Here is a 14,784-nt window from a genome sequence, read left to right on the forward strand (position 1 = left end):
TAGAAAATGAAATTAAAAAACAAACTTCTAATTTTTTCAATTTACGTTTTGGTCTCTTGTACAAAAATTAATGCTCAAGAATCTTCTGAGAAAATACAAGATTGGGCATCTTATTCACAATCATTAGATGTCTCAGACAAAGTAGGATATGAATTTCGAATTTCTGCAGATATTAGAACGGAGAATACTAAAAAAAAATCAAAGGCAGCTTTGTGGGCCCGAGTAGATAAGAAAGATAAAAAAGTTGGTTTTTTCCAAAACGATGCCGCTACAACAAATACGACTAGAGAATGGAAAACATTTGAAATAAAAGGTGTTATTGATAAAGATGCAACAGTCTTAAATATAGGTGCCTTTTGCCAAAATACTGGAGACTTTTACTTTGATAATTTTAAAGTAGAAGTAAAAAAAGGAAAGCAAAAATGGAAAGCGATTGCTATAAGTAATCCAAACTTTGAAGAAAATTCTTCAAAAGATGATTTATGGAAAAATGGTATTGGAAGAAATCAAATCGCTACTACAAAAAACTTTACTACTGAATATTCATCTAATAATCCATCGAAAGGAAATAAATGCTTACTAATACAATGTAAAAATATTTTAGGAAGCAATGATAGTGGGAAATTTATCGATGTTAATGGCGTAAGTTTATATTATGAAATTTATGGCGAAGGAGAACCTCTCTTATTATTGCATGGTAATGGACAATCAATGAGTTCTTTTATCAATCAGGTCGAAGAATATTCTAAATATTACAAAGTAATTTTAGTTGACTGTAGAGGAAGAGGAAATTCAACCTATCAAAAAGGAGTTGAATTAACTTTTGACCTTCAAATCGATGATATCAAATTATTTCTGGACAAATTAAATATTGAAAAGACACATATTGTTGGTTGGAGTGATGGGGGAATTATTGGATTATTAATGGCTATAAAATATCCTGAAAAAGTTAACAAATTAGTGGCCACAGGAGCAAATATATTTCCTGATGGTATTGTTGATTTGGATGCAATGAAAAAAACAGTTTTAGATTTAGAAAAAGATAACTTGGAACATAAAAATGATTTGGTAATAAATTTGTATAATTTAGACATTAAATACCCTAACCTAGAATATGCGGATTTGGGAGTAATTAAATCTAAAACGTTAATAATGGCTGGAGATCATGACGAAATAAAGAGCAATCACACGTTGAAAATGTTTGAATCTATACCTAATGCTCAACTAGCGATTTTACCTAATGGTTCTCATTATATTCCAGAAGAAAATCCGAAATTGTTTAACGAAATTGTTTTGAATTTTTTGAAATACTAAATATTTTATTTCTCAGGATTTTTTCAATTACTATTTTAAAACATGAAAAAAATATTTATTTTAGTCTTTGTCTCATTATTGTTTATTCAATGTACTTCTGTAAAAAGACACAATAACCATTTAAATGATTTAATTTCTGAAGAAAAATTAAAATCTGATGTTGATTTTACCTATAAAAAACTAAAGCGATTACACCCCAATTTATATTGGTATACTTCTAAAAAAGACCTTGATTTTAAATTAGATAGTTTAAAAATGACTATCCGAAAACCAATGACAAGTTTAGATTTTTACAAAAAACTGAGTCCCGTTGTAGCCGCTGTAAGACAAGGCCATACGTTTGTCTATCCGTCTGTAAAATTAATGACTAAGAAAGAAACCAAAGCCCTTGTAAAAAAAGGAACAGGGCCATTTTCGCAATTTGATTTCGATTATTTCAATGATAAACTGTATGTCATAAAAAATAAATCTTATAATAAAAGCATCAAAACCGGAACCGAAGTTGTTGATGTAAACGGGATAAAACCGAAAGATTTAATTGAGGAATATAGTAAATTCTACAGTTCAGATGGTTATAATACTACCTTAAAAACCCGCAGCGCAGGCAGGAGATTTTCCTCTTTTTTTTCTACTCAGAATGGTATAAAAGACAGTTTGAGATTTAATTTTAAATACAACGATAGTTTAAAAGTAATCACGATCAAAAGACATAAAGAAGATACTACCAAAACTGTCAAAAAAATTAAAAAAACGCTGACAGCAATTGACCGAATAAAATCTAAAGCACTAAAAAAGAAGAAAAAAGTCAATGGTTATAATTCGGATTTAAAAAATTACAACCGCAACTTGCATTTTGCAGAAAGAGACAGCAGTGTTGCTGTAATGAAAATCAGAAGTTTTAAGAATGGGGATTTTAGAACTTTTTACAAAGAAAGCTTCAGTAAAATTGACCAATATAAATCGACTACATTGGTATTGGATTTAAGAGATAATGGCGGCGGCCGTGTAACTGAAATCGCCAATTTATACTCTTATTTATCCGACTCAACTTTTGTGTTTTTGGATAAAGCCGAAGTAGTATCAAAATCAAGTTTATTAAAAGGTGCCTATTTTAATGGAGGCTCTTTTGGTGTAAAAGCTGTAAAAACTATTTTCTCCCCTTTAGTATACACTTATTTACTTTTGACCGTTCATAAAGATAAAAATGGGAAAAACATTTACGCCACTCAAACAAAACCTCATAAAGTGAACAAAGATTCTTTCAAAGGAAAAATTTATGTTCTGATCAATGGAATGAGTTTTTCTGCTTCCAGTATTATTTCCTCGAATTTAAAAGGTTCAAAAAGAGCAACTTTTGTAGGGGAAGAAACGGGAGGAGCCTACAACGGAACGGTTGCTGGATTTATGCCTCTTGTAAAATTACCGAATTCACAATTAAAAGTTCGGATCGGTTTAATGTTGATAGCTCCTCATTATAAAACAGAAATTAAAGGTAGAGGTATTTTTCCTGATGTGTCAATTACCCCAACACTTCAAGACCAAATTAAAGGAACTGACCCAGAAATGGATTGGATTTTGAATGATATAAAATCAACTATTTCAGAAATTCCTAAAACAGAGTAGCTTTCTATAAAATCTATCCGATACTATTTTTAAACCTTTTTTAAAGACAAATGTTCCTCATTTCCGACAAAGATTGTGGTGCTTAACTCTTCTTAAATGAAAATTGGATTTTACTACTATTAGCTTGCTTTTTAAAATTTTAAATTTAATCATTACAAAATTTAATCAATTAAATAGCCCATAAAAACTTGATTAATAAGATTTTAAAACAATTGTTCTTTGTATCTTTGATTAATATAGTGGTAAATATAATTCTCCAAACTGCAACTTATCATTTATCATCATTTTTTTGTAAAATAAATTTTTTCTGCTAAAATTTTAATTTTAATTCAAAGAAAAAATGAAAAAAATTTTAAAAGATATCGTTTGCATTGTTTTTCTTATGATTGCTCCGTTTGCATTTGGACAAAAAGAAACTGACAATTCATTTGTGTTAGAATCTGGCATTAATTTATCATTGCCCGTTCATATTCAGATGTACAGGTCCCATAGACTTGGAATCGGTGTCAATCTAAGAGCTGCTGAGAAGATTACACCAACAACGGAGTTTGGAGTAAGAGCGGAATACGATTATCGTTTTACGAAAAAAAATCATCCCGATGTACTACCTGAAAGTACCGTAAAAGAAAGGGCACTCTATAGAAATTTTAGCCTGTTTGCCATTAAACCAAATATACAATTTAACTTGAAATCAAATTGGTGTTTAGGAGCTGAAAGCGGAGTTGGTTATGCGATTTCTGATGAAGACCCAAAAATTGGATTAGGTTTTGTTGATGAATATAATGGTCCTACTCGTTTTGGCTCTTGTTCCGGAATATATTTAGGGAAATACCTAGCTAATGACAAACTGAATATCTCCTTGAATTTAACAAATTTCATTGCTCATGGGCATGCCGAAAACACACTTGGGCTGAAGTTTAATTATTGTTTCTTTAAATAATTAAGTCTAAATCAAAAAATACATTATTTTGCTTTAAAATAATATTATTTTATACTAAAAATCAGTAACTTAGTATGTAATTTCTAAACTAATAATATTATGAACAACGTAAAAGAGTTGAATAGATGGGCTAATGCGCACACTTATTTACCAATTGATTTGTTGCGTGTAGCTTTAGGTGTTTTTTTGTTTATGAAAGGAATCTTTTTTATAACCAATATCCAATATCTGGCTGATTTAATATCTCCTATCGATAAAATTGGAGGAGGAATGTTCCTTATTCATTATATTGCTCCCGCTCACATGGTTGGGGGAATAATGATTGCTTTTGGTTTACTGACCAGATGGGCAATCATTGCACAATTACCAATATTAATAGCTGCGATAATTATAAATTTCATGGGGGAAATGCATTCTCAAAATCTATTATTAGCATTATTTACATTGGCAATTTGTGCGTTTTTCCTTTTTTATGGCAGCGGAAAACATTCAGCGGATTACTATTTCAAAATGCAAAAATAACAAATCATAAAAAAAGCATCACGCGCTAACGGATGCTTTTTTTATGATTTAAATTAGTCTACAGACTTTCTTGAATTTCTTTTCTTTTTATTTTTCCGTTATGTGTTTCAATAAACTTTGAAACATAAAAAACTTCTTTGGGTTTTTCATATTTATCCAATTCATCAAAAGTGCTTTCATCTAAAACTTGTTTTTCCCCTTCAACAACTAATATTAGTTTTTCTCCCAAAATAGGATCTTGAATTCCACTAACAAAAAATCTTGACTGAATTTTGTGCGATAATTTATCTTCAATTTGTTCCGGAATCAGTTTAATTCCTCCACTATTGATGACGTTATCAATTCGTCCTAAATAACTAAATTGTCTTTCATTTATTAGTTCCACTAAATCATTGGTAACAATTGTATCGTTTGAAATATTTGGAGCATCAATCACCAAGCAATTTCGATTGTCTTGATAAATTTTAATATTAGGCAAAACAGTAAAATGTTTTTCGCCAATTTTTTTTGCAGCAATATGAGTAATCGTCTCCGTCATACCATACGTCTCATAGGTCTCTGTTTTCAACTTAGAAAGACTTTTTTCTAAAAATTTACTCATTTTGACACCACCAACGATCATTTTCTTCACGTTTTTGAGTTCTGCCAAAGAATTTTGTGCTTGCAAAGGAACCATCGCCACAAAATCATACTTTGTATCGTTACGCAGCATAGGATGTGAGCTTGGAGCGACAAAGTCCATATCAAGTCCCAAAATAAAACTTCTGACAAACATCATTTTCCCTGCAATGTATTTCGTTGGCAAACAATGCAGCGCTTTATCGCCATGACTCAAATTAAAAAAATCGCCTGTCGCTAAAGCGGAATTGACCATTGCTTGTTTTTCAATTCTAATAATTTTTGGAGTACCAGTTGTCCCGGAAGTATTAAGCTCGAGATATGACTTGTTGTCAAACCAGTCCAGAATAAAATCACCGACAGACTTTTCATGGTCTTCTCCTTCTTTAATAAAACTGTAGGCTACTCTGCATAAATCATTTCGGTCTAAATGAAATCCATTTAGTTTAAAATGATTATGAACGTTCTTGTAAGTGATTGTATTCATGTTATTTTTACTTGTATTTAAGTGTTTTATTGAAAGATGATTGTTATGCTATTTTGCCTGTTAACTTCTCTTTCCAATCAGTCCAATTGTATTTCCAACTAAAGATAAATAAAAGAATTGGGTAAATGACAACAACAGGTAATATAACATCTAAACCGGCTGAAGGTTGAGAAATATCCTTAAAAATAGAATGTGTTTGAAAGGCCGACCAATCTGATGTGACCAATAAAGCGCTCACCAAATTATTAGCAGCATGAAATCCTAAAGCTAATTCCATTCCTTCGTCCATCAAGGTAATTATTCCCAACAATAATCCTGTTCCAATATAGTATACCATAATAATATTACCCATTTTAGATACTTCTGGATTTGAAATATGCATAGCTCCAAAAATAACAGAAGTCATGATTAAGGGAAACCACTTATTTTTAGCGAGATTACCAAAACCTTGCATCAAATAACCTCGAAAAATATATTCTTCTGTACTGGTTTGAATTGGAATTAATATCGTGCCAATTACAACTAAAATTGCAAATGGAATCGGTTTAAAATTAATCACAAAATCACTTGGATTAGAGAAGTAAAACGCTACTGTTGATAAAATTGTAAAAATTGCCCAAATTGAAAATGAAAAAAGAACTCTTTTCCAATCTATTTTCGCCCTTGCCGTTGTAATGGAAAGCATCGTTTGATTGTGTAAATATCTTACAACAAAGAAAATCCCAAGCATAACAAAAACAAATGATATCAATATCAGAAACAAGGTTAGATTAGGTTCAAAAAAACGCATAATATCATCATTAGAAGTAGGATATGGTTTCCCCTTCACCAAAGTGTCGTAATATAAAGCAACTAATAAAGGAGCCTGACCTAAAAAAGAGGCAATGATAATTAGGATTGAACCAACTATATACTTCCAAAATTTATTTTCTGAATTTATACCTTGTTCTATAAACATAGAGTGTTTGTTTTTAAATTATATTAAAATTAGAGTAACAAATTAGATTTTCGTTACACTAATGAGGAGCATTTACTTCCCAATTTCCTTTATTAAAAAAATTGCATGATACAAATATACCATAATCCACGATGTGGAAAATCAAGAAATTGTCTACTTCTTATAAAAGAATCTGAAAAAGAATATGAGGTTATTAATTACCTTGAAAACGGACCTACATTCGATGAATTAGCAGCTCTTATTCAAAAACTAGATTTCCAACCTCTTTCATTAGTTCGACAAAAAGAAAAAATCTGGATTGAAAATTTCAAAAATAAAGAAATAACTAATGATGAAATCATTCAAACAATGGTTACTTATCCCATTCTTATTGAAAGACCTATTGTGGTAATTGGAAATAAAGCAATAATCGGAAGAGAATTAGATTCCGTAACGGCGTTTATTTAATTAACATTTTTTTGTGATTTGGCTTTTAAACCAAACCCCTTTTAAACCATCTAAATCAAAATATCTAAAACTATTATAATGCCAAAAAAATTGAAACAACTCTTAGCCTTTGTATTCTTATTTACTAGCCTAATAAATTTTGCGCAGCAAGGACCAAAACTTAAAATTAAAATTACTGGAAACGTTATTGAAAAAGTAAGTAAACAACCGCTGGAATATGCGACAATTACTTTTTTATATCCAAATAATCCAAAACCTGTTGCAGGAGGAATTACGAATGCAAAAGGAGAATTTGATATTGACGTCAATCCTGGAATTTACGATATAAAAATTGAGTTCATCTCTTTCAAATTGAATGAATTTAAACAAAAAAGTCTTCAGGCAAGTACAAATCTGGGACAAATAGCTTTAGAAGAAGATGCAAATCAATTAAATGAAGTTGTTATTCGATCTGAGAAAACCACGGTTGAAATTAAATTAGACAAAAAAGTTTATAATGTTGGAAATGATTTAATGGTGAAAGGCGGAACTGTAAGTGACGTTTTAGACAATATTCCATCGGTTTCTGTAGATGTTGAAGGAAATGTAAGCCTTCGTGGAAACGATAATGTAAAAGTGCTTATTGACGGAAAACCTTCTAATGCAATTAATATTGCTGAAGCATTGCGCTTAATTCCTGCTGATGCAATCGAAAAAGTAGAAGTTATCACTAACCCATCAGCAAGATATGATGCTGAGGGTGGTGGCGGTATATTAAATATTATTTTGAAAAAAGGAAAAAATCTTGGATTAAACGGAACTTTTATTGCATCTACCGGTTATCCAGAAAATTATGGTTTGAGCGGTACTTTAAATTACAAATCAAAAAACTTTAATCTTTTTACTAACCAAGGTTACAATTACAGAAGTAGCCCAGGAAATATGATCACAAATACCGAATATTTAAATTCAGATAATTCGATAAGAAACTATGTGAATGAAAATAGAGAAAACGAGAGATTCAGTAAAGGATATAATGGGAATTTTGGTATAGAACTTTATATAGATAAAACAACTTCATGGACCAATACTTTTAATTACAGAAAAAGTAATGGAGATGACACGGATAATGTTTTCCAAAAATATTACGATGTTAATTATGTTTACGACTACACTCGAACTCGTATAAATGTCGAAGACAGTAAGAGTGAAAATGTCGAATTTGCCACAAATTTTATTAAAAACTTTAAAAAGGACGGGCATAAATTGACTATTGACGGTTCCTTTTCAGCCAATGACGACAACACAACAGCTTTGGTAACGGATACAGCAAATAATACCGCGGACATAAAATTAGACAACACACTTAATCATCAAACTCAAAATAGAAATTTACTGCAGGCAGATTATGTTTTGCCGTTAGGAAATGGAAGCCAATTTGAAGCCGGATATCGTGGAGATTTCTCTAAACTGGTTACTGATTACAAAGTAGAAAATGATGGAGTGATTAATCCAAACTTCACCAATACATTAGAATACAAAGAAAAAGTGAATGCCATTTACACTCAATATGGTTTGAAAGTAAATAAATTCTCCGCTCTTTTTGGTTTGCGTTGGGAGGATTCTAATATCGATATCAATCAGTTAGCTACGAATGATTTCAACAATAAAAAATACAATAATTTCTTCCCCAGTGCTTTCTTTACCTATGAAATTTCAGATAAAAGCAGCACTTCTATAAGCTACAGCCGAAGAATCCAAAGACCTAGAGGAAGAATGATAAATCCATTTAGCAATTTATCCAGTAATATCAATATTTTTATGGGAAATCCTGATTTAGATCCAGCATTTACTGATGCTATTGATTTAGGATATATCAAACGTTGGGACAAACTGACTTTTAATACGTCATTGTACGTCAACAAAACTAGCGATGTTTTTCAATTTGCAAGAAGAGAATCAGGAGATTTTGTCAATGGCACACCAATTATCATCAGTTCACCAATCAATTTGGCTACGGAATATAGAACAGGATTTGAATTTACTCTAAACTACTCTCCGTACAAATGGTGGAAATTAAATGGTAATTTCAATTTCTTCAGAAACCAAACTCAAGGGAATTATGTGTACACGGATTTTAATAATGTTGAAATAACTCAAAATTTTGACAACACAGCAACTTCATGGTTTACAAGAATCACATCAAAAGTTACCTTGCCTTACAAAATTGACTGGCAAACTAATGCGACATATAATGGTCCGCAAAGTAATGCTCAAGGAAAAAGTTTAGGTGTTTTTGCTGCCAACTTAGCGTTTAGTAAAGATGTAATGAAAGATAAAGGAACACTTTCTTTCAACATCAGTGACGTATTCAATTCCAGAAAAAGGATAATGGAAACAAATCTTCCAGGAATACTTAATTCTTATTCTGAAATGCAGTGGAGAGAAAGACAGTTTACCTTATCATTTACCTATCGTTTCAACAAACAGAAAAACGAAAGAGAAAAACAACCTAAGAGAAATATGAATGAAGGCGAAGGAGACTTTCAGGGATAAATAGAAAAAGGACTCGTGAAAACGGGTCCTTTTTTATGTAATAAAAACTATCGGAATAAAAAAAAGGACTCGTAAAAACGGGTCCTTTTTTTATGTCACAATCAGATTAAACTGATTGTTGTTGTTGCTTCTTTTTAGCTCTTTTCTCTTTATACGCTTCCCAAGTTGCTCCACCTATCCAATAAGATACGAAACCAACTAAAAAAAACATCAACCAGAATCCTATAGTAAGAACGGTTAAGAAAAGTAAAAAGCCTAAGTACTGTGAAAATTCAAACATGTTTTCCGGAATTTTGAATGTAGCCACAAATGTAGGTTTAATTCCTTTTCTTACCAATAAAAAACAACAAAAACTACCAATCAATTTTTATAAAAAGGGATTTATCCGTATTTTTGAGCTCAGTTTTAGGAGCTAATCCCGCTATCCGTTACAATCTTTTATGCCGAACACCGGCATAAAAGGATTTTCACTATTATCAGGGCTAAAAATCGAATAAACTACTTAATACTTATAAATAACAACGAAATGAAATTCAGAATAGAAAAAGACACGATGGGTGAAGTACAGGTTCCTGCAGACAAATATTGGGGAGCGCAAACAGAACGTTCCCGAAACAATTTCAAAATCGGATCTTCGGCTTCCATGCCAAAAGAAATTATTGAAGGCTTTGCTTATTTAAAAAAAGCAGCCGCGTATGCTAACTGTGATTTAGGCGTTTTGCCAATCGAAAAGCGTGATGCTATTGCTGCCGTTTGTGACGAAATCCTAGCCGGTAAATTAGACAACGAATTTCCATTGGTGATTTGGCAAACTGGTTCTGGTACGCAAAGTAACATGAACGTAAATGAAGTAGTTGCTAATCGTGCTCAAGTATTAAAAGGATTCAATATTGGCGAAGGCGAACAATTCATCAAAGCTAATGATGATGTAAACAAATCACAATCTTCTAACGATACGTTCCCAACAGGAATGCATATTGCAGCATACAAAGCGGTAGTAGAAATAACTATTCCAGGTGTAGAAAAGTTAAGAGATACACTTCACGCAAAAGCGCTTGAATTTAATACTGTAGTTAAAATTGGTCGTACCCACTTAATGGATGCTACTCCACTTACATTAGGACAAGAAATTTCAGGATACGTAGCGCAATTAAACTACGGTTTGAAAGCGGTTAAAAATACTTTGGCACACTTATCAGAAGTGGCTTTGGGTGGAACAGCTGTAGGAACTGGATTAAATACTCCTGAAGGATATGATGTAAAAGTAGCCGAATATATTGCTGAATTTACCGGACATCCATTTGTAACTGCTGAAAACAAATTTGAAGCTTTGGCTGCTCATGACGCAATTGTAGAAACTCATGGTGCATTAAAACAATTGGCAGTTTCATTGAATAAAATTGCAAATGACGTTCGTATGCTGGCTTCTGGACCACGTTCAGGAATTGGTGAAATTATTATTCCGGAAAACGAGCCGGGTTCATCTATTATGCCGGGAAAAGTAAATCCTACGCAATGTGAAGCTTTAACTATGGTTTGCGCACAAGTAATGGGTAACGATGTTGCTATAACAGTTGGAGGAATGCAAGGTCATTATGAATTAAACGTATTCAAACCATTGATGGCGGCTAACTTCTTGCAATCAGCAAGATTATTAGGGGATGCTTGCATGTCTTTTGACGAACATTGCGCACAAGGTATAGAACCAAACTACAAACGAATTAAAGAATTAGTTGATAATTCATTAATGCTTGTTACGGCTTTGAATACTAAAATTGGATACTATAAGTCAGCTGAAATTGCTCAAACAGCTCACAAAAACGGAACTACCTTAAAAGAAGAGGCGGTACGTTTGGGCTATGTAACACCAGAGGATTTTGATACTTGGGTTAAACCGGAAGACATGGTCGGAAGCTTGAAATAATTATGATTTGAGTTATAAATTAAAAACCCTGCAGTGATAAAACATTGCAGGGTTTTTGTCATTATTATGTCCCGTCCTGAAGGCAATATTAATTACGAAATTTGCGACTGTTATAAATACCTTTCGATTTGGTATTCACAATTAACAACACAAAATTTATAACTATTTCCCATCTACATAATCTTGTAAATAACCAAATCTAGGCGTTAATTTTCCTTTTTCGGTGATTTTGGCTCTTTGAAGAATCCCGTCTTTATCACCATTAAAAAAGGCTGGAATTACATGTTCCATGAACATCTCACCAAAACCTTCGCTGGCATCTTTAGGTAATTCGCATGGCAAATTATCAACCGCCATTACAACTAATGCAGCAGGATGAAATACATCAACTTCTTTATTTTCAGCAGATAAATATCCATACAAAGGTTCCGCAATAGTTGATGATCTAAGGGTAGACGCAACTGGACCATTGACATCACAGGAAATATCAGCAACCACTTTTATTTTACAATCATTGGATTGAAGCATTTCCTGAGTAAGAATTACTGGTGACTGATTGGCATAATAATGACCCGCAATAAAGACCTCTGTTACTTTTGTGAATTTTTCGAAATCAGAAACATATTCCTGTGGATTATTATAAAAATCGTTGAAATCTAATACTTTACCGTCTTTACGTTTATTATAATCCAATACATCAATTTGAGTATAGACGGGTTGTGTATAGTTTTTAGTTAAGTAATTTTCAACAGAAACTTCTTTGATTTTTATAGCATCCAAAATTTCTTTTGCTCCGTTACCCACTTTTCCGGTTCCGGTAATAACAAATTTTAAAGGTGGCAAAACCACACGTTTTAAATGCGCTATTAGTGCTTCTTTTCCAGAAAGTGTTTCCGCTTTCGGAATTTTAAACAAGCCAAATTTTATTCCAAAAGCTCTGATACCATTATAGGCACCTACAATTCCGGCATATCTCCCAAAACCTATTAATCTGCGGTTGTTAGCATCAACAATCGTTTCATGATCATACAAATCAATATTTTTTTCAAGTATAGCCTGGAGCAATTTTCTGTTATAAGGTTGCTTTTTTATGGTATGAGAAAAGAAAAAATACGATTTATTAGGAATTAGATCTTCTATGGGAACTTCTTTTACACCAAAAAAAACATCACAATCACTAATGTCATTTGCAACTTCAATTCCCAATTTCTTGTACTGCTCGTCAGTAAAAATTCTAATATCTGAACTTTCTACTTTTATAGAAGCGTCTTGATATAGCTGTTTTATTTTTGCCAATTCATCTGGTGAAAAAACAACTCTTCTGTCTGGTGGGTTTTTTCTCTCTTTTATGATTCCGAATTTCATTTTTAAATGCTTTATTTATGATTTAATATAACTTAATGCTTATAATTTGTTACAAATATAACAAATAAGATTAAATTTAATTTATTTTTTTAATAAATTTATAATTCTGAAACGATTAAAAGCTGATGTCCATAAAGATAGAAAACGGCTAATGCTAGACAGTGATAAAATAGTGTTAAGGTTTTGGAAAAAAAATAAATCAACAGGGATTGATTCTATATATTTGCCTTTCTAGCACTATTGAAATGAATTTTATAAAAAACGCAAATATACTACAAATACTCATCCTTACATTAGTTTTGAGTTCTTGTACAAAAGAGAAGAAAAAAGTACAATTAAGCGATGCACTACTACCCAAGAGTACCTTGCCTAAAATGAAACCTTTAACGAATGAACATCCTAAATTAACGGCTGAATACATTAATTCTAAAAAAAGATCAGTAGAATTTTTTTATAATAAAACGTGGCCCAATAATAGTGCAAATGGAAGTTTTCTTGTTGCCCAAAATGGTCAGATCATCTATGAAAATTACGAGGGCTATGCCAATAAAAGAGACAAAAGATTAATAACAAGTACTACTCCCCTTCACTTGGCCTCTGTGAGCAAAGTATTAACTGCAACTGCAGTTTTGAAACTAATTAATGCCAAGAGGATTGATTTAGACCAAAAGGTAAATACCATTCTAAAAGAATTTCCTTATCCTGATGTTACTATTAAAACACTTTTGGACCACAGAAGCGGAATGAGGAACTACGCCTATTTTACAGATCGCGATAAGACGGTATGGGACAGACATAACAGACTGACCAATCAAGATATTTTAACTATCATGGCTACTAAGGATATCGGGTTAGAGTTTAAAACGGACACGCGCTTCAGCTATTGCAATACTAATTATGCCATGTTGGCACTGATAATAGAGAAAATAACCAAGCTTCCCTACAAAGAAGCAATGAGACAAATTGTTTTCAAACCACTCGGAATGAAAAACACTTATGTCTTTGATTACGAAAGAGATAAAGACACTATTGCGCCGTCCTATAAGGGAAATGGAGTCGAAATAGGTAAAGATTATTTAGATGCCGTTTACGGGGATAAAAACATCTATTCGACGCCCCGAGATTTATTGAAATTTGACAGAGCGAGAAATTCCGGTGTATTTTTGAATCCAAAGTTATTCAAAGAAGTTTTTGAGGGATACAGCAATGAACGCGCAGGAGAAAAGAATTACGGTCTTGGTATTCGAATAATAAATTGGAAAACAGGACAAAATTTTTATTTCCATAACGGTTGGTGGCATGGTAATACATCATCATATATTACTTTGCAAAAAGAGAAAGTTACCATTATTGCGCTGTCTAATAAATTCACAACTAGAACTTATCAGGTCAGGAAATTAGCTAGGTTATTTGGTGATTATCCATTCCCATTGGGCAAGGGAGAAAAAGAGGAATGATTTTTGATAAATTAATTCTAAATAGAGATGGCAGAATTCAACTAAAATAGAATACATTTGCAAACTCAAATTATTTTTGAGTCAGAATAAAAAAGGGGTCGACTGGTTTTGACAGCAAGTCGAATTGATAAGTAAGCACGTCGAGCATTGAGACCTTGCTCGTAAATATAAGATCTTACAATTTTACACGGCGAAAATAACTACGCTCTAGCTGCATAATCTGAATTATAGTAAGATTAGCCTCGTTCCTATCAGATAGGAAAGCAGGATTCTCCTTGAAAGCCTTGGTTTGTGGCGTTCAGTAAAGGGGAACCGTAAAAATAAACCTAGATTTCCATGAGCTTCGGGTGGATTTCAAAATTAAGAAGATAAGTATCGTGTGGCTGTTTCTGGCCTAGCACAATATCGAAAACTCAATCAGGAAATAAACGCGTAGAAAGCTTTTTAGTTGCTTGTTTGGACCCGAGTTCGATTCTCGGCGACTCCACAGAAAAAAATCCATTTTACTACCAGTAAAATGGATTTTTTATTTTTATTAAGACCATCTTTTAATTTACGACAGCTATCTCGGTACTATTATAAATTTTGTAGTTT

At 32.3% G+C, this 14,784-nt stretch carries 12 protein-coding genes and 1 other RNA gene; 9 read left to right on the forward strand and 4 right to left on the reverse strand.

What is annotated here, in order from left to right; all coding sequences use genetic code 11:
• The first annotated feature begins 6 nt into the window (after positions 1 to 6).
• From BUC23_RS05845 to BUC23_RS05860, 4 genes are all read left to right on the forward strand, one after another.
• Positions 7 to 1,314, forward strand: coding sequence for an alpha/beta fold hydrolase (locus BUC23_RS05845; protein ID WP_073206914.1), 1,308 nt, complete (start codon positions 7 to 9; stop codon positions 1,312 to 1,314).
• Between the two features lie 42 nt (positions 1,315 to 1,356).
• A complete protein-coding gene (locus tag BUC23_RS05850; protein ID WP_073206916.1) occupies positions 1,357 to 2,937 on the forward strand; it encodes a S41 family peptidase in 1,581 nt (526 codons plus the stop codon).
• A 340-nt stretch (positions 2,938 to 3,277) separates the two neighbouring features.
• Positions 3,278 to 3,877 carry a hypothetical protein gene (locus BUC23_RS05855; RefSeq protein WP_073206918.1) on the forward strand — a complete coding sequence of 200 codons (600 nt, stop codon included), beginning with the start codon at positions 3,278 to 3,280 and terminating at the stop codon, positions 3,875 to 3,877.
• A 99-nt stretch (positions 3,878 to 3,976) separates the two neighbouring features.
• Positions 3,977 to 4,399 (forward strand): DoxX family protein, encoded by a 423-nt coding sequence (locus BUC23_RS05860; protein ID WP_073206920.1) that lies wholly within the window; start codon positions 3,977 to 3,979, stop codon positions 4,397 to 4,399.
• A gap of 58 nt (positions 4,400 to 4,457) precedes the next feature.
• Here BUC23_RS05860 and BUC23_RS05865 read toward each other — a convergent pair whose 3' ends face one another.
• A complete protein-coding gene (locus BUC23_RS05865; protein WP_073206923.1) occupies positions 4,458 to 5,504 on the reverse strand; it encodes an AMP-binding protein in 1,047 nt (348 codons plus the stop codon).
• Positions 5,505 to 5,547: 43 nt separating this feature from the next.
• Positions 5,548 to 6,462: a CPBP family intramembrane glutamic endopeptidase gene (locus tag BUC23_RS05870; protein ID WP_073206925.1), complete on the reverse strand. Its 915-nt coding sequence runs from the start codon at positions 6,460 to 6,462 to the stop codon at positions 5,548 to 5,550.
• A 105-nt stretch (positions 6,463 to 6,567) separates the two neighbouring features.
• On the opposite strand from BUC23_RS05870, the gene BUC23_RS05875 reads away from it, so the two are divergent.
• Both BUC23_RS05875 and BUC23_RS05880 read left to right on the forward strand, forming a co-directional pair.
• The gene (locus tag BUC23_RS05875; RefSeq protein ID WP_073206933.1) at positions 6,568 to 6,909 is read left to right on the forward strand and encodes an arsenate reductase family protein; all 342 of its coding nucleotides are present in this window, start codon (positions 6,568 to 6,570) and stop codon (positions 6,907 to 6,909) included.
• Positions 6,910 to 6,987: 78 nt separating this feature from the next.
• Positions 6,988 to 9,444, forward strand: a complete 2,457-nt coding sequence (locus BUC23_RS05880; RefSeq protein ID WP_073206946.1) for a TonB-dependent receptor — start codon at positions 6,988 to 6,990, stop codon at positions 9,442 to 9,444.
• Positions 9,445 to 9,550: 106 nt separating this feature from the next.
• On the opposite strand, the gene BUC23_RS17305 is transcribed toward BUC23_RS05880, so the two are convergent.
• Positions 9,551 to 9,751, reverse strand: a complete 201-nt coding sequence (locus tag BUC23_RS17305) for a hypothetical protein (protein WP_167365560.1) — start codon at positions 9,749 to 9,751, stop codon at positions 9,551 to 9,553.
• Positions 9,752 to 9,970: 219 nt separating this feature from the next.
• On the opposite strand from BUC23_RS17305, the gene fumC reads away from it, so the two are divergent.
• Positions 9,971 to 11,368: a class II fumarate hydratase gene (fumC, locus tag BUC23_RS05885; RefSeq protein WP_073206947.1), complete on the forward strand. Its 1,398-nt coding sequence runs from the start codon at positions 9,971 to 9,973 to the stop codon at positions 11,366 to 11,368.
• A gap of 162 nt (positions 11,369 to 11,530) precedes the next feature.
• Here the strand turns inward: fumC and BUC23_RS05890 are convergent, their stop codons facing one another.
• Positions 11,531 to 12,733 (reverse strand): NAD(P)-dependent oxidoreductase, encoded by a 1,203-nt coding sequence (locus BUC23_RS05890; RefSeq protein WP_073206948.1) that lies wholly within the window; start codon positions 12,731 to 12,733, stop codon positions 11,531 to 11,533.
• 239 nt (positions 12,734 to 12,972) lie between these two features.
• Between BUC23_RS05890 and BUC23_RS05895 the strand changes: the two genes are divergently transcribed.
• On the forward strand, positions 12,973 to 14,190 hold the full coding sequence (locus BUC23_RS05895) for a serine hydrolase domain-containing protein (protein ID WP_073207723.1): 1,218 nt from the start codon (positions 12,973 to 12,975) through the stop codon (positions 14,188 to 14,190).
• 94 nt (positions 14,191 to 14,284) lie between these two features.
• Positions 14,285 to 14,680: a transfer-messenger RNA gene (ssrA, locus tag BUC23_RS05900) on the forward strand.
• The last annotated feature ends 104 nt before the right edge of the window (positions 14,681 to 14,784 follow it).

Source organism: Flavobacterium xinjiangense (genome assembly GCF_900142885.1).
In the GTDB taxonomy this organism is placed as follows: Bacteria; Bacteroidota; Bacteroidia; order Flavobacteriales; family Flavobacteriaceae; genus Flavobacterium; species Flavobacterium xinjiangense.